The sequence below is a fragment of the Actinokineospora fastidiosa genome (assembly GCF_014648415.1).
GTDB classification, from domain to species: domain Bacteria; phylum Actinomycetota; class Actinomycetes; order Mycobacteriales; family Pseudonocardiaceae; genus Actinokineospora; species Actinokineospora fastidiosa.
Map to the genome: position 1 here is coordinate 1 of NZ_BMRB01000013.1, position 15,458 is coordinate 15,458.

Annotated in this window: 13 protein-coding genes; 7 read left to right on the forward strand and 6 right to left on the reverse strand. The window is 72.8% G+C overall.

All coding sequences use genetic code 11. The annotated features are described in order from the left end of the window. Positions 1 to 222: 222 nt before the first annotated feature. Together IEY98_RS31630 and pnuC are read right to left on the reverse strand one after the other, a co-directional pair. Positions 223 to 1,302 (reverse strand): AAA family ATPase, encoded by a 1,080-nt coding sequence (locus IEY98_RS31630; RefSeq protein WP_189214378.1) that lies wholly within the window; start codon positions 1,300 to 1,302, stop codon positions 223 to 225. Then, entirely contained in the window at positions 1,299 to 1,931 is a 633-nt protein-coding gene (pnuC, locus tag IEY98_RS31635; protein WP_229787836.1) for a nicotinamide riboside transporter PnuC, read from the reverse strand. Before pnuC ends, IEY98_RS31630 begins: the two co-directional genes overlap by 4 nt. Positions 1,932 to 1,967: 36 nt before the next feature. Between pnuC and IEY98_RS31640 the strand changes: the two genes are divergently transcribed. After that, a complete protein-coding gene (locus IEY98_RS31640) occupies positions 1,968 to 3,863 on the forward strand; it encodes an intein-containing Rv2578c family radical SAM protein (RefSeq protein ID WP_189214379.1) in 1,896 nt (631 codons plus the stop codon). Between the two features lie 108 nt (positions 3,864 to 3,971). Further along, positions 3,972 to 4,316: a hypothetical protein gene (locus IEY98_RS31645; protein WP_189214380.1), complete on the forward strand. Its 345-nt coding sequence runs from the start codon at positions 3,972 to 3,974 to the stop codon at positions 4,314 to 4,316. A 32-nt stretch (positions 4,317 to 4,348) separates the two neighbouring features. On the opposite strand, the gene IEY98_RS31650 is transcribed toward IEY98_RS31645, so the two are convergent. Next, the gene (locus tag IEY98_RS31650) at positions 4,349 to 5,272 is read right to left on the reverse strand and encodes a helix-turn-helix domain-containing protein (protein ID WP_189214381.1); all 924 of its coding nucleotides are present in this window, start codon (positions 5,270 to 5,272) and stop codon (positions 4,349 to 4,351) included. A 368-nt stretch (positions 5,273 to 5,640) separates the two neighbouring features. Between IEY98_RS31650 and aspS the strand changes: the two genes are divergently transcribed. From aspS to IEY98_RS31665, 3 genes are all read left to right on the forward strand, one after another. Next, the gene (gene aspS, locus IEY98_RS31655; RefSeq protein ID WP_189214382.1) at positions 5,641 to 7,425 is read left to right on the forward strand and encodes an aspartate--tRNA ligase; all 1,785 of its coding nucleotides are present in this window, start codon (positions 5,641 to 5,643) and stop codon (positions 7,423 to 7,425) included. Next, on the forward strand, positions 7,425 to 8,363 hold the full coding sequence (locus IEY98_RS31660) for a DUF389 domain-containing protein (RefSeq protein WP_189214383.1): 939 nt from the start codon (positions 7,425 to 7,427) through the stop codon (positions 8,361 to 8,363). The genes aspS and IEY98_RS31660 overlap by 1 nt, the downstream gene beginning before the upstream one ends. A 127-nt stretch (positions 8,364 to 8,490) precedes the next feature. After that, positions 8,491 to 9,693, forward strand: a complete 1,203-nt coding sequence (locus tag IEY98_RS31665; protein ID WP_189214384.1) for a hypothetical protein — start codon at positions 8,491 to 8,493, stop codon at positions 9,691 to 9,693. On the opposite strand, the gene IEY98_RS31670 is transcribed toward IEY98_RS31665, so the two are convergent. The 3 genes from IEY98_RS31670 to IEY98_RS31680 all read right to left on the reverse strand — a co-directional run bounded on the left by IEY98_RS31670 (position 9,683) and on the right by IEY98_RS31680 (position 12,847). After that, on the reverse strand, positions 9,683 to 10,771 hold the full coding sequence (locus tag IEY98_RS31670) for a pyridoxal-phosphate-dependent aminotransferase family protein (protein WP_189214385.1): 1,089 nt from the start codon (positions 10,769 to 10,771) through the stop codon (positions 9,683 to 9,685). The two genes, IEY98_RS31665 and IEY98_RS31670, sit on opposite strands and share 11 nt — an antisense overlap. Positions 10,772 to 10,780: 9 nt before the next feature. Next, positions 10,781 to 11,557, reverse strand: a complete 777-nt coding sequence (locus IEY98_RS31675) for an SGNH/GDSL hydrolase family protein (RefSeq protein WP_308425942.1) — start codon at positions 11,555 to 11,557, stop codon at positions 10,781 to 10,783. Between the two features lie 771 nt (positions 11,558 to 12,328). Further along, positions 12,329 to 12,847, reverse strand: coding sequence for a cupin domain-containing protein (locus IEY98_RS31680; protein ID WP_189214387.1), 519 nt, complete (start codon positions 12,845 to 12,847; stop codon positions 12,329 to 12,331). Between the two features lie 91 nt (positions 12,848 to 12,938). On the opposite strand from IEY98_RS31680, the gene IEY98_RS31685 reads away from it, so the two are divergent. Both IEY98_RS31685 and IEY98_RS31690 read left to right on the forward strand, forming a co-directional pair. Next, the gene (locus IEY98_RS31685; protein ID WP_229787839.1) at positions 12,939 to 13,547 is read left to right on the forward strand and encodes a uridine kinase family protein; all 609 of its coding nucleotides are present in this window, start codon (positions 12,939 to 12,941) and stop codon (positions 13,545 to 13,547) included. Between the two features lie 539 nt (positions 13,548 to 14,086). After that, entirely contained in the window at positions 14,087 to 15,409 is a 1,323-nt protein-coding gene (locus tag IEY98_RS31690) for a replication-associated recombination protein A (RefSeq protein WP_229787844.1), read from the forward strand. Positions 15,410 to 15,458 lie beyond the last annotated feature (49 nt).

The following is a 15,458-nucleotide window of genomic DNA, read 5'->3' on the forward strand; positions in this document are numbered from 1 at the left end:
CGCCTGTCGGGTGCTGGCCGCTGGTGGGGTGTGTGCCGCTTGTCGGCTGCGGGCCGCCGGTGGGGTGTGTGCCGCTGGTGGGGTGTGTGCCGCTGGTGGAGTGTGTGCCGCTGGTGGAGTGTGTGCCGCCTGTCGGGTGCGGGCCGTTGGTGGGGTGCGGGCTGCCGGAGGGCGGGTTCGGGACGCGGGGGATGGGGTGGGTGGGCCAGTCGTCCACGCTGGTCATCCTTCCTCGGTCGCCGGGGTGAGCGGGGGCGCCCAGCGCAGGTGGGTGCGCATGGCCTCGGCGCACGCGCGGGCGGCGCGGCGCAGTCGGTGGCGCGGTGTTCCCGACAGCAGTACCCACGGCACGCCCCGATCGCGCAGGGCGCGGGCGAAACGGGCGGTCATCCACGCGCGCAGGTGCTCGCCGTCGCGCCAGCCGTCCTGCTCGAAGGGGACGCCGACGTGGTCGGTCAGCAGGTACAGCGCGGGCTCGCGGGACGGGATCGGCAGCGCGCACGGCCTGCCCAGGTACCGCTCCGCCCACACCGTCGCCGCCCAGGCGTCGTTGTCGCACACGAGCAGGGGGCCCTGGCCCGCCGCCGCGTCCTCGGCCGCCGACTGGCGCAGCGCCACGTCGACGAAGTCCCCGTCGGTCCACATCAGCTCGTCCAGCCCGGGCGGGGCCGCCTTCTCCAGCTCGCGGGCCGCCGCCAGCTTGCGCTCGGTGTGCTCGCGCCCGTACTCCCCGACCCACGGCGCGCCGAAGTGCTCGGCCAGGGCGCGGGACAGCGTCGTCGTCCCCGTCGACTCCGCGCCCACGACCACCACCCGCACCGCCAGCCCCGCCCGGGTCGACGTCGCCAGGTCGCCCCACCGGCCCACGGGGTCGCGCCGCACCGCCGTCCCCGACACCGACAGCCGCTCCACCCGGACGTGGGCGGCCCCCAGCCGCGCGGCCAGCTCCGGCCCGTAGTCCTCGCCGCTGAACACCGCGTCCACCACCGGAGACCCGCCGTCGGCCATCGCCCGGCGCGCCAGCACCGCCCGGATCACGCCCAGGTGCGCTTCCCACACGGCGTCGTCGTGGAAGTCGATGGGGTGGTCGTCGAGGTCCCCGAGCACCATCACCCCCGGGTCGCCCGAGTGCTCGGCCGACAGCCACGACACCCGGTCCGGGATGGACATCGACTCCACCGACGCCCCCAGCATGGCCACCGTGGTCCGCTCCGACACCGCCGCCGCCGACCGGATCAGGTGGTGGTGCCCTCGGTGCGGCGGGTAGAACTTGCCCACCACCAGCGCGTGCCGGAACCTCACGCCGCCACCGGCGAGCGCAGGTCCGCCGACCACCGCCGCAGGCCGTTGACGCAGAGCGCCATGAATCCGATGTAGAGGATCGCGGTCAGCCACAGCTCCTTGTACCCGTACAGCGGCACGTAGATCACGTCGGCCGCGATCCACAGCCACCAGCACTCGACCTTCTTGCGCGCCTGCCCCCAAGTGGCCAACAGCGACAGCACCGTGGTGACAGCGTCCCAGAACGGCACGGTCGAATCCGTGGCCACCACGAGGATCCACGTCAACAGCGCCGTGCCCGCGACCCCGACCGCGGCGAGCGCCTGCCACTCCCGCACCGACGTCCGGGTCACCGGCAGCGTGCCGCTCGCGTCGCCCCCGCGCAGCCACTTCCACCAGCCGAACACCGCCAGCGCGAGGTACACCACCTGCAGCCACGCGTCGGCGTACAGCCCCGCGGTGATGAACAGCGCGAAGAACGCGACGTTGTTGACCATCCCGATCGGCCAGTTCCACGGGTTCTGCCTGGCCACCAGCCAGACGCACAGCGCCCCGGTGAGGAACCCGATCACCTCCATCCGGGAGGTGGGCGCGCCGAACAGGGTGAACGCCGTGGCCCGCAGCGGGTCGAGCACCTGATCGAGTGACACGGCCGCAGCCTACGGGCACTTGCCATGATCTCGAACATGTGTTCGACTGTGGGTGTGCGATGGGACGGGCAGCGGGTCGATCGGGGCGGCGAGCCCGCCCTGCCGGGGATTCCCGGGCTGGTGCGCAGCGTGCGCGCCCCGGAGTTCGCGGACACGGTGTTCCACGAGGTCCTGGCCAAGTCGGTGCTCAACAGACTCCCCGACGGCGCGCCGATGCCGTTCCGCTGGACGGTCAACCCGTACCGCGGCTGCACCCACGCCTGCAGCTACTGCCTGCACGGCGACACCCCGGTGCTGATGGCCGACGGCACGGTCAAGCCGATCTCCAGGCTGGTCGTCGGCGACCGCATCTACGGCACCGAGCGGCGCGGCAGCTACCGCCACTACGTGCCCACGGAGGTGCTCGCGCACTGGTCGACGGTCAAGCCCGCCTACCGGGTCACCCTGGCCGACGGCACCGCGCTCATCGCCAGCGGCGACCACCGGTTCCTCACCGAGCGCGGCTGGAAGCACGTCACCGGCGACATGGTCGGCGGCAACCGCCGCCCGCACCTGACCACCGGCAACAAGCTGATGGGCACCGGCCGCTTCGCGCTGCCGCCCAAGGACACCGCCGACTACCGCCGCGGCTACCTCGCCGGGGTCGCCCGCGGCGACGGCGGCCCGGCCGCGCTGGACCAGGCCGCCGCCCGCGTGGTCGAGTACCTCGACAGCGAACTGGGCGTGAGCCTGCCCGTGCCGTGGCCGCGCACCCCGACCGACGAGTGGCGCAAGGGCCTGCTCGCGGGCGTGTTCGATGCCGACGGCACCTACGCCAACCGCATCGTCCGCCTGCCCAACCTCGGCGCCCGCGCGCTGGGCGCAGTCACCGAGGCGCTGACCGCCTTCGGCTTCCGGCACGCGATCGAGCTGCGCAGGGCCCCGGACGGCAAGGCGTGCGTGCGCGTCGACGGCGGCCTGGCCGAGCACCTGCGCCTGTTCCACACCATCGACCCGGCGGTCACCGCCAAGCGGGCCATCGACGGCGCGGCCATCAAGTCCGACGTCGACCTCAAGGTGGTCTCGGTGGCCCCGCTGGGCCTCGAACTGCCCCTGTACGACATCACCACGGGCACCGGCGACTTCATCGCCAACGGCGTGGTGAGCCACAACTGCTTCGCCCGCGAGTCGCATAGCTACCTCGACTTCGACGCGGGCGCCGACTTCGACCGCCAGATCGTGGTCAAGGTCAACGCCGCCGAGGTGCTGGCCCGGCAGGTGAAGGCGCGCTCCTGGCGGCGCGAGCACGTCGCCATGGGCACCAACACCGACCCGTACCAGCGCGCGGAGGGCCGCTACCGGCTCATGCCGGGCATCATCGCCGCGCTCGCCGACTCCGGCACGCCGTTCTCGATCCTCACCAAGGGCACGGTGCTCGGCCGCGACCTGCCGCTGCTGGCCGACGTCGACGTGCCGGTCAGCCTCGCGGTGTCGATCGCCCTGCTCGACCGCGACCTGCAGCGCACGCTGGAGCCGGGCACGCCCAGCCCGAAGGCCCGGCTCGACCTGGTCCGCCGGATCACCGACGCGGGCCTGCCCTGCGGGGTGATGGTCGCGCCCGTGCTGCCCGGCATCACCGACTCCGCCGAACGGCTCGACGCGCTGCTCGCCGAGATCGCAGCGGCGGGCGCCACGGGCGTCACGATGATCCCGCTGCGGCTGCCGCGCGGGGCGCGCGAGTGGTACCTGGCCTGGCTGGGCCGGGAGCGGCCCGACCTGGTGGCCGCCTACCGCGATCTCTACCGCGGCGGCGCCACCGCGTCCGCGCACTACCGCTCCGCGCTCGCCGAGCGGTTCGCCCCGCTGGCCCGCGCGCACGGGCTCGACCGGGGTATGCCGAGGTCGCAAGCCGTGCCGCCGGTCGAGGGCCCCCGCCAGCTGACGCTTCTGTGAGTACCCTCCGCAGTTGATTGCGTACCGGTACTGCGAGACGTACGGATTGTTAGCGCGGCACGCCTCCCGCGATCGTGGTCACCACATGACCATCGCAGGAGGACCGTCGTGGTCTACGCGTTCGACCCGTTCCTCGACGAGGACACCCCGCACGGCGACTTCGGGGTCGCGGTGCGGCCGCTGTCGCTGTGCGTCGGGCAGCTCGCCGAGGCCAGCGCGCACATCCGCACCTGGGCGGGACCCGCGCCGCTGCCGCTGACCCTGACCGTGTCCGGCCTGCCGGAGGCGGTGCTGGGGCTGTTCGAGCCGGACTGCCTCGCCGCGGGCGCGGAGAGCAGGCTGACCGTGACCGTGGGGGCGTCGGCCGCCAGGCGCACGTACGCGGTCACGGTCACGGCGACGGGCCCGAACGGCCGGATCGCGCGGGCCTACCTGTCACTGACGATCCGCTGAGGGGTGTCCGCGGAGACCCCTCAGCGGTGGCGTCAGTCCGGCCACTCCCAGCGCACGCACATGATCCCCGGCCCGAAGTCCAGGGCCACCGCGTGCGCCTTGCCGTCGGGGGAGATCTCCAGCTTGCGCCTGCTGGTCACCTGGTCGTCGGGGTCGGCGGTGTACTGCTCCAGGTACGTGGGCAGCGCGCGCGGGTCGAACCGCAGCTCCAGCACGAACTCCCGCACCGGGCTGGTGAACTTGCGGCAGTAGCTGTCGTCGCCGCGCGAGTAGGGCGGTCCGGGGTGCTGCAGGGCGTAGTCCACGATCGTGGTGTCGCCGCGGCCCAGCGGCCGGTCCAGCAGGATCTCCGCGGCGATCAGGCCTGCGTCCTCGTCCCTGGCCACCCGGCCGATGCGGCAGGTGTCGCCCGCGACGACCCTGGGGAACGGCCTGCCGGGCAGTTCGAGGTCGTAGACCATGATCGTGCGGTCGGCCCCGTCGCGTTCGGCGCGGAAGACCTGGCGCACGCCGATCAGCTTCTCGCCGCGGTCGGCGCCGATCTCCATCCGGTCGTGCTGGCTGAGCTTGGTCAGCGCGGCGTCCGTGGTGAAGTCGATGCGCTTGAGCAGGAGCGCGATCGGCTCGGTGTTGCCCCAGAGAGCCTCGATGGACAGCCGGGAGGACTCGCGGTTGACCCGTCCCCTCGGCCGAGGGGGACCGAGCAGGGCGATCAGCGAGCCGGTGGGCACGCCGAGCACGTCCTCGAGGTGGCCGAGCGCCGCGAGCGACTCCGCCCGCTCCGGCCTGCGTCTGCCCGACTGCCAGTAGCTCAGTGCCGTCACGCTGATCGAGACCCCACGCGCCCGCAGCCGGTACTGGATGCGATCGAGGCTCAACCCGCTGGCCTGGATCGCGGCCCGCAGTGCGGTGGGGAACGCGTCGGCCGCCATGGACTCCGGCTGTTCTGCCGTCACCGCCTGGCGGACCCTCCCGTTCTGGTGAAGTTCACGAACTGGCTCGCGGGTGATACCGCTACCCATGTTCACTCCCTGGGTTACCCCTTACGCCCTGCGGGTCACACTACGTCGTGGACGCCCCCGTGGGTAGCCGCAGTGTTAATTAATGGGTAACCAAATCGCTGCCAGCGGTGACCGGATAGGGCGAACAGCGGTAAAACTATACGTCCGTTCGGGTGTATAAGACCACCTAAGTGCACCACCCGACCGGGGGAGAGGCCCCTAGTGGGGTGACGCCGGGGGCGCGGAAACCTGCTGGACGGGCGCGCCGGTCGATTGGCTAGCCTCATGGCCACCCATTACCTGGACTAGGAGCAGCGACGACCGTGATCCGCACCCATGAGGCCGGAACCCTCCGCGCCGAGCACGCCGGGCAGACCGTCACCCTGAGCGGCTGGGTGGCCCGGCGGCGGGATCACGGCGGCGTCATCTTCATCGATCTGCGCGACGCCTCCGGTGTCGCCCAGGTCGTGTTCCGCGAGGGCGAGATGGCCGAGCGCGCCCACCGGCTGCGCGCGGAGTTCTGCGTCCGCGTCGTCGGCGAGGTCGCCGCGCGCCCGGCGGGCAACGAGAACCCGGAGATCGCCACCGGCGCGATCGAGGTGCTGGCCACCGAGCTCGAGGTGCTGAGCGAGGCCGCCCCGCTGCCGTTCCCGATCGACGAGCACCTGACCGTCGGCGAGGAGGCGCGGCTGCGCCACCGCTACCTCGACCTGCGCCGCGGCGGCCCCGCCCGGGCCATGCGCATGCGCAGCGAGGCCAACCGCATCGCCCGCGACGTGCTGCACGGCGAGCGCTTCCTCGAGGTCGAGACCCCGACGCTGACCCGGTCGACCCCCGAGGGCGCGCGCGACTTCCTGGTGCCCGCCCGCCTGCAGCCCGGCTCCTGGTACGCGCTGCCGCAGTCCCCGCAGCTGTTCAAGCAGCTGCTCATGGTCGGCGGCCTGGAGCGGTACTACCAGATCGCCCGCTGCTACCGCGACGAGGACTTCCGCGCCGACCGGCAGCCGGAGTTCACCCAGCTCGACATCGAGATGAGCTTCGTCGAGCAGGACGACGTCATCGCCCTGGGCGAGAAGATCATCGGCGCGCTCTGGAAGGAGCTGGCCGAGGTCGAGCTGCCCACGCCGTTCCCGCGCATCAGCTACGCCGACGCCATGTCCCGCTACGGCTCGGACAAGCCGGACCTGCGGTTCGACCTGCAGCTGACCGAGATGACCGAGTACTTCGCCAACACCCCGTTCCGGGTGTTCCAGGCGCCCTACGTCGGCGCCGTGGTCATGCCCGGCGGCGCGTCCCAGCCGCGCAAGCAGCTCGACGCCTGGCAGGAGTGGGCCAAGCAGCGCGGCCACAAGGGCCTGGCGTACGTGCTCGTCGGCGAGGACGGCACGCTCGGCGGCCCGGTCGCCAAGAACCTGTCCGAGACCGAGCGCGAGGGCCTGGCCAAGGCCGCGGGCGCCGAGCCCGGCGACTGCGTCTTCTTCGCCGCGGGCGAGGCCAACTCCGCGCGCGGGCTGCTCGGCGCGGCCCGGCTGGAGATCGGCCACCGCTGCGGGCTGATCGACGAGTCGGCGTGGTCGCTGGTGTGGGTCGTGGACTTCCCGCTGTTCGAGGAGGCCGAGGCCGCCGCGAGCGCGGGCGACGTGGCCGTCGGCAGCGGCCGCTGGACCGCGCTGCACCACGCGTTCACCTCGCCGACCCCGGAGTGGATCGACCGGCTGGAGGAGGACCCGGGCAACGCCCTGGCCTACGCCTACGACCTGGTCTGCAACGGCAACGAGATCGGCGGCGGGTCCATCCGTATCCACCGCAAGGACGTGCAGGAGCGGGTGTTCGCGCTGATGGGCATCGGCGCGGAGGAGGCAAGGGAGAAGTTCGGCTTCCTGCTGGAGGCCTTCGCCTACGGCCCGCCCCCGCACGGCGGCATCGCCTTCGGCTGGGACCGCATCGTCATGCTGCTGGCGGGCGAGCAGTCCATCCGCGACGTCATCGCCTTCCCGAAGACCGGCGGCGGCTACGACCCGCTGACCGGCGCGCCCGCGCCCATCACCGCGGACCAGCGCAAGGAGGCGGGCGTGGACGCCAAGCCGAAGGCGCCCGCGACCGACTGATGCTGCACCTGCGCGCGGTCTGCCCGGCAGACGACGCGTCCGCGGTGCTGTCCGTCCTGCGGGCGCACCCGGGCGCGGCGCACCTGGTGCACCTGCCGGGCGCCGCCGTGCACCCGGCGGGCGACGTCATCGAGGCGATGGTGGCCCGCGAGGCGGCCGACGAGATCCTGGCCGCCCTCGCCGGGCTGGGCATCGACCACTGCGGCGGGCTGAGCCTCGAGCAGATCGACGTCGTGCTGTCCGACCAGGCCGACGAGGCCGAGGCGCGCGCGCCCGGCGAGGCCGCCGACGCGGTGGTGTGGGAGAACCTGCTCGCCAAGACCGGCGAGGAGTCCCGGCTCAACGGCACGTTCCTGGCGTTCCTCGTCATCGCCTGCCTGCTCGCCGCGGTCGGGGTGATCACCGACTCGCCGGTGACGATCGTGGGCGCGATGGTCGTCGGCCCGGAGTTCGGGCCGCTGGCAGGCGTGGCCGTCGGGCTGGTCCGCAAGCGGTTCGACCTGGTCAGGCGGGCCGCGCTGGCGCTGGCCGTCGGGTTCCCGCTGGCCATCCTCGTCACCGCGCTCGGCGCCTGGCTGGGCAACGCGGCCGGGCTGTTCGACGCCTCGGCCATCGCCGGGGAGGACCACCAGGTCGACTTCGTCTACGAGGTCGGGCCGTGGTCGCTGATCGTGGCCGTGCTCGCGGGCGCTGCCGGGATGCTGTCGATGACCTCGGCGAAGTCCGCCGCGCTCGTCGGGGTGTTCATCTCGGTGACCACCGTGCCCGCCGCCGGTTACGTGGCCGTCGCCGCCATCCTCGGGCAGTGGGAGCGGATGGGCCAGTCGGCGGCGCAGCTGGCCATCAACCTGGTGGGTATCGTCGCGGCGGCGGCCGCCGTGCTGGTGCTGCGGCGCCGCGCGGCAGGGGACGCCAACCGCCCGTTGTCGCCGGGCTGACACTGGTCCGACCTCGTTATTTCGCCGGGCGGACCTCCCTCTTGATCGATGACCACCAGTACGGTCGCCAGGAGCGCCTGCACGCCGGTCAAGGGAAGAAGACGGAGCGGGAGTAGGGTCGGAGAGGATGACAGTGGAGATCACCACCGATCCGCCCGAGGACAGCCGCGACGCCGCGGAGGCAGAGGTCCTGGCCACTGTCGTCGCCGCGGAGTCGGTGCTCAGCAAGCGGTTCGGCGCGCGCATCCAGCTCGGGGACCCCGAGGACCTCGGCGGCAGCGACCGGTCCGTCGTGCTGCGGGTGAAGGTGGCGGCCAGCCCGTTCTCCCTGCCCCGCACGCTGGCGGTGAAGCGCTACGTGCCGACCGGCGCCGCCCCGCGCGACTCGTGGGTGCGCGAGGCCGTCAGCTACCAGATGTTCAACGCGCTGGCCGCCGAGGACCGCATGTGCCCGGAGCTGTTCGCCCACGACGGCGAGGCCGGGCTGCTGGTGATGGAGGACCTCGGCCGCGCGCCGACGCTGGCCGACAAGCTGCACGGGACCGACTCGCGCGCCGCCGAGGCCGCCCTGCTGTCCTGGGCGCGGTCGCTGGGCCGCCTGCATGCCACGACCGCGGGCCGCGAGGCCGACTTCGACGCCCTGCTGCGCAGGCTCAACCCGCCGACGAACAAGGACCCGCTGTCCGAGGACGGCCCGATCGCCATCGCCGACCTGCCCCGGCTGCTGCTGGCGGAGTTCGGCGTGGCCACTTCCGACGAGGTCATCGGCCACGCCGCGGGCACCCTCAACCTGCTCGACGCCGCCCGCCACCGCGCGTTCAGCCCGTCCGACACCTGCCCGGACAACAACCTGATCACCAGCCGCGGCGTGCGGTTCCTGGACTTCGAGGGCGGCTGCGTCCGCAACATGATGTTCGACGCGGCCGCCATCGCCGTGCCGTTCCCGTCGTGCTGGTGCGCCTTCGCGCTGCCGCCCGGGATGATCGAGGCGATGATCGCGGCGTGGCGCGCCGAGGTCACCGCCATGTGGCCCGACCTCGCCGAGGACTCCGTCCTGCTGCCCCGGCTGCTCGACGCCCACCTCTTCTGGGTGTGGCTGGCGACTTGGCGGCACCTGACCCACCCGTCCGCGGAGCGGGTGGGCTCGCGGCACTCGGGGCCGACGCCGGACCAGGGGCCGCTGCTGGCCGCCCGGTGGACGGGCCTGGCCACCGCCGCGCACCGCGGCGGGGCCGACCACATCGCCGAGCACGCGATCGCCGTCGCCCGCGGGCTGCGGGCCCGCTTCGGCGACACGCCGCTGCCGCTGTACCCGGCGTTCAGCTCCTGAGCAGCCGCCCGAGCGTGGCCAGGACCAGGTCGGCCCGCTCGACGCGGGCGTTGTGGCCCATCAGGCCGATGCGCCACACGGACGCGGCGTAGCGGCCCGCGCCCGCGCCGATCTCGATGTTGTGCTCGGTCAGCAGGATCTGCCGGATCTTGGCCGAGTCGACGCCGTCGGGGACGGTGACGGTGGTCAGCTCGGGCAGCCGGTGGCCTTCCTCGGCGAACAGGGTGAGGCCCAGGTCCTGGAGTCCCCGCTGCAGGTGCTCGCCCGCCGCCCGGTGGCGCTCGTAGACCGCTTCCAGGCCCTCGTCGAGGATGCGGCCCAGCGCGGCGTGCAGCGACGCGATCAGCGCGACCGGCGCGGTGTGGTGGTAGGTCCGGCCGCCCTGCGAGCCGTCGACGTACGCGCCGATGAGGTTGAGGTCGAGGTACCAGGTCGGCGGGCGCTGCGCGCGCCGCTCCCAGGCGCGCTCGGACACGGTGAACGGGGCGAGGCCGGGGGAGACGCCGAGGCACTTCTGCGTGCCCGCGTAGGCGATGTCGACGCCCCACCCGTCGATGTCGACGGGGATGCCCGCCAGCGAGGTGACGCAGTCGGCCAGGACGAGCGCGCTGTCGGGGGCCGCCGCTGCCAGGGCCGCGATGTCGCTGCGCACGCCGGTCGAGGTCTCGGCGTGCACGGCGGCGATGATCGCCGGGCTCGGGTGCGCCTCGACGACCCGCTGGACGTCGACCGGCTGGCCCCACTCGTGGTCGACCCGCACGACGTCCGCGCCGTAGCGGGCGGCGACGTCGGTCATGCGCTCGCCGAACAGGCCGTTGACGGCGACCACGACGGTGTCGCCCGGGCGCACGAAGTTGGCGAACGCCGCCTCCATGCCGATCGAGCCGGTGCCCGACAGCGGCAGCGTGCGGGCGTTCCCCGTGCCCCAGACGGTGCGCAGGCGCGCGCAGGTCTCGTCCAGGATCCGGAGGAACTCCGGGTCGAGGTGGCCCAGCAGCGGCGCGGCCAGCGCGGCGGTGGCCTCGGGGTAGGGGTTGGACGGGCCGGGGCCCAGCAGGGTGCGGTCGACCAGTGGCATGCCCGCACCCTACGTCCGGCGCTCGACCACCGCGCGCACCATCAGCGGGAGCAGGTCGCGGCCCCGGCGGCACAGCCACGGGATGCCCCGGACGATCAACCAGGCGATGTGGTGGGCGACGGTGATCCGGCGTCCGCCCTGGCAGACCAGGCTCACCGGAGTGCTGATCGCGCACCCGGTCTCGGCCAGCCGCGCGGCGAAGCCCTCGGCGAGCAGCCGGTGCCCCAGCTCGGAGGGGTGCAGCCGATCGACACTCCACACGGCGTGCTCGTACGCGCCGGGGATGGCGTCGAGGTCGAGGAGCCCGGCCTTGGTGTCGGCCTGCACCTGGTCGATGACGTCGTTGAGCTGGTCGATCCGCTTCTTCAGGGCTCGTTTCAGGACTGACGGCATGCGGAAGACCCGTCCGTGGTCGTGGTAGCGCGCGAGCACCACCCGAGCCCCGCTCGCTTGCAACCGCGTCACGATGTGCCCGAGGTCCTCCTGCAACCGGACCGGATCGAAGTCCGACCGCAGCGTGTCGTTCATCCCGGCGATCACGATGGCGGCGTCGGGCCTGCCCTCCAGCACCAGGGGCAACTGCCGCCCCCGCACGCACGCGACCCGAGCCCCCTCGAACGCCACGTTGTGCTCCACGGCCCCCAACGCCTCGGCCAGCAGCGCCCCCACCCCGCGCCACCCGCCCGCCACCGGGTCCCCGACCCCAACCCCCGTGGAATCGCCCAACACAGCCAACCGCGTCGCGGTCCAGGTGAGCGGAGTAATCCCCAGCGCCGTCACGCTCACACGATCGAGCCCCCGCCCTCACCACCGGTGAGATCTGGGTGTCGCCAGGTAGACGACCCGCCAAAGAATCAGTGCTCACGTCTCAGCGCTTGCGCCGCACCCCTCCCACCTGCACCTCCCGACGTCTGGGGCCGGGGTTGGGGGACGGGGTTGAGCAGGCACCTCGGCGACCTGGTCCAGGCTCAGCGGCAGTTCCTCCACAGGGCGGGGAAGACGTTCTCGCCGCTGGACACGATCATGTCGTCGTGGCGGCCGGAGACGAACAGGCGGCGGTTGTCAGCCGCCGTCGCCGGTTGGTTCTGTCGCCCGGTTGGTTCCGTGGCCGATCGGTTCCGTCGCCGGTGCACCCCGACGACACCATCCCAGCCGGGTTCACCTACCTGGGCCAGTTCGTCTGTTCCATGGCCGGTCGTCGTCGCGCCAACCGTTCCGTCGGCACCCGTCGGTCGCTTCGATCGGCGATTGCTTCGATCGGCGGTCGTTTCGGGTTGCCAGTCGTTCCGATCGGTGGGTGCTTCGATCGGCCGTCGCTTTGGGTCGCCAGCTGCTTCCGTCGCGCGTGGGTGTCGGTGCGAGGGTGCCGTTGCGGGCTGCTGCCGTCACCGGTCGCAGGTGGTGCGCCCCGGCGGCCTTTCTGCTGCGGAAAGCTTCGCCCCGCCCCTCGGGAAGCTCAGCCAGCGGTGGCGAGAGGACACCACCCGGCGCGTCTCGTGCTGCTTCCTCGCGCGGGCGCGCCGACTTGTCCCGACGTGCTGGCCTTCGTGGCTGGTGTCAGCCGTCGACCATGAATTGGTCGTGGCGGGCGTAGAGGTCCTTCCACTCCTCCGGGGACAGGGTGAGGCCCTTGTCGGCGACCTCGGCGAGCTCCTGGAAGTAGTTCTCCCTCGGGGAGCCGGGGGCGAAGAGGATCAGCATGTCGGCGGGGGCGTCGGAGTCGTTGCGGAAGGCGTGGACGCCGCCCTCGGGGACGAAGAGGAAGTCGCCCGCGGTGGCGTCTATCCACTTCTCGCCGTTGTAGAGGCGGACGGTGCCGTCGAGGACGTAGAACGACTCGGAGAACGTGCGGTGGAAGTGGGCGCTCGGGCCGCCCGCCCTCGGGGCCATCTGCCAGCGGAACAGGCCGAACCTGCCGTCGGTGGCGGAGCCGGGGGCGACGAACGTGGCGGTCGACTTCGGGCGGACCAGGGCATCGATGCCGTCGGCGGGGCGGTAGATCCCGCTGACCTCGCCGGTGTCCCCGCGGTACGGGTCGTCCGTCTGGGCGGATGAGTGGGAACCGAGGTACGACATGTCTCCCCCTGGCGCGTCGGATGTGCCCCGTCATCCTGACACGGCCGACGATCAGTCGAGCATGGTCGGTGGCATGGGATAATGGCGTCCCGTGGCGTTGATTCCGGTGATTCTGCTGTCCGGCCCGTCGGGGTCCGGGAAGTCCACACTGGCGGCTCGGCTCGGCCTGCCGGTGGTGCGGCTGGACGACTTCTACCGCGAGGGCGGCGACCCGCTGCTGCCCAGGGACGCCGCCGGACGGGTCGACTGGGACGCCCCCGGCTCCTGGAACGCCGACGACGCCGTCGCGGCCATCGTGCGCCTGGCCACAACCGGCGAGGCGGACATCCCGACCTACGACATCGCGACCGACCGACGAGTGGGCTCCACCCGAGTCATAGCGACGGGAGCCCCCGCCTTCATCGCCGAGGGCCTGTTCGCCGACCGGATCGTCACCGCCTGCCGCGACGCCGGAGTCCTGGCCGACGCCGTTGTCCTGGCCCCCGGCGGCGCCCGCACCTTCATCCGCCGCCTGGCCCGCGACATCGCCGAGTCCCGCAAGAACGTCACCCTCCTGATCCGCCGCGGCCTACGCCTCTGGCGCGACCACGGCGACGTGGTCCGCCGCTGCACCGACGCCGGGATGTGGCGGTGCACGCCGCAAGACGCACCCCACCGCCTGTCCCAGTGGGCAGCAGTCCACCAGGCCGAAGCCGCCTAGCCCCCGCACCGCCACAGACGACGAGGGACGGCAGACGCCCCGACCGCGACAGGCAGCACGGCGACGACCAGCGACCGCTGCGACCAGTGACCGTGACGGCCCGGCGACCGCACTGGCCAGCGACCACGACGACTGACGACCGCGACGGCTGGCGACCGCGACGACCAGCGGCGCGACGACCAGCCGCGCGGCGGCCAGTGACGGCGGCGGACAGCGGCGGCTGGCGACCGCGACGGCGAGCGACGCGGCGGCCAGTGCCGGTGACCAATGGCGGCGGCCGGCGTCCTCGGCGCCTAGCGTCCTCGGCGACCAGGGACGGCGGCGACCCAGGGCGCCAGCGGGCACGGATCAGGACGCCAGCGGGCAGGGCGCGGGGAGGCCAGCGTCGACGGGCGAGGGCCGTGTGGACGCACCACCGACCGCCTGGGCCGTGAGTTCGGGCCGAGGTCGTGGGCGCGGTGTGGGCTGACCACCTGTGGTCGCGATTCTCGGGGCAGCGGGTAGCGTCGGGGGTTGTGGAACAGGAGTTCGACTTCGACCTGTACGGCGCTGAGGCTGCACCGGCCACCCGGGTGGCTGACCAGCGGGCGCCGCTGGCTGTCCGGATGCGGCCCGCGTCGTTGGACGAGGTCGTGGGGCAGGACCACCTGCTGGGGCCGGGGGCGCCGCTGCGCAGGTTGGTCGAGGGGGCCGCGCCCGCCTCCCTGCTGCTCTACGGACCGCCCGGGACCGGGAAGACGACCCTGGCCACGCTCGTCTCCTCCGCCATCGGCAGGCGCTTCGTCGCGCTCTCCGCGCTCACCGCGGGCGTGAAGGAGGTCCGCGCCGTCATCGACGACGCCCGTCGCAGGCTGGGGCGCTCCGGGGAGTCGACCGTCCTGTTCATCGACGAGGTCCACCGCTTCTCCCGCACCCAGCAGGACGCCCTGCTCGGGGCGGTCGAGGACCGGACCGTGCTGCTGGTCGCCGCGACCACCGAGAACCCGTTCTTCTCCGTCGTCTCACCACTCCTTTCCCGTTCGCTCGTGCTCCAGCTCAAGCCCCTTGAGGACGACCACGTCCGCGCCCTCGTCCGCCGCGCCGTCGGCGACGAGCGCGGACTCGGCGGCGCCGTCACCCTCGACGCCGACGCCGAAAACCACATCGTCCGGCTCGCCGGTGGCGACGCCCGGCGCGCGCTCACCGCGCTGGAGGCCGCGGCGGACTCGGCGGGCGCGACCCAGGCCAAGGTCGTCGACCTCGCCACCGTCGAGGCCACAGTGGACAAGGCCGCCGTCCGCTACGACCGCCAGGGCGATCAGCACTACGACGTCACCAGCGCGTTCATCAAGTCGATCCGCGGCTCCGACGTGGACGCCGCCCTGCACTACCTGGCGCGCATGATCGAGGCGGGCGAGGATCCGCGGTTCATCGCCCGGCGGCTGATCGTGCACGCCAGTGAGGACATCGGCATGGCCGACCCGACGGCGCTGCAGACGGCCGTCGCCGCCGCTCAGGCCGTGCAGCTGATCGGCATGCCCGAGGGCAGGCTCGCGCTGGCGCAGGCCACCGTGCACCTGGCCACCGCCCCCAAGTCGAACGCCGTCATCACCGCCATCGACGCCGCGATGTCCGATGTGCGCGCGGGCGCGGCGGGGAGCGTCCCCACCCACCTGCGGGACGGGCACTACGCGGGCGCCAAGAAGCTCGGCAACGCCACCGGATACCGCTATCCGCACAACGTGCCCGAGGGTGTGCTCGCCCAGCAGTACCCGCCGGACGAGCTTGTCGGTCGTGACTACTACAACCCCACGAATCGTGGTTCCGAACGCGCATTGGCCGATCGCCTTCCGAAATTGCGGCGGGTGATACGTGACCAGTGAACCGGGAATCGGCCGGGCTTCGGCGGCAGTTGTCCACAGGCCCGAAGTT

Bases quoted from the DNA above. Each gene is read 5' to 3' on its own strand.
- IEY98_RS31670 (WP_189214385.1), bottom strand. From the start codon at position 10,771: ATGCCACTGGTCGACCGCACCCTGCTGGGCCCCGGCCCGTCCAACCCC.
- IEY98_RS31665 (WP_189214384.1), top strand. From the start codon at position 8,491: ATGACAGTGGAGATCACCACCGATCCGCCCGAGGACAGCCGCGACGCC.
- IEY98_RS31640 (WP_189214379.1), top strand. From the start codon at position 1,968: ATGTGTTCGACTGTGGGTGTGCGATGGGACGGGCAGCGGGTCGATCGG.
- IEY98_RS31660 (WP_189214383.1), top strand. From the start codon at position 7,425: ATGCTGCACCTGCGCGCGGTCTGCCCGGCAGACGACGCGTCCGCGGTG.
- IEY98_RS31680 (WP_189214387.1), bottom strand. From the start codon at position 12,847: ATGTCGTACCTCGGTTCCCACTCATCCGCCCAGACGGACGACCCGTAC.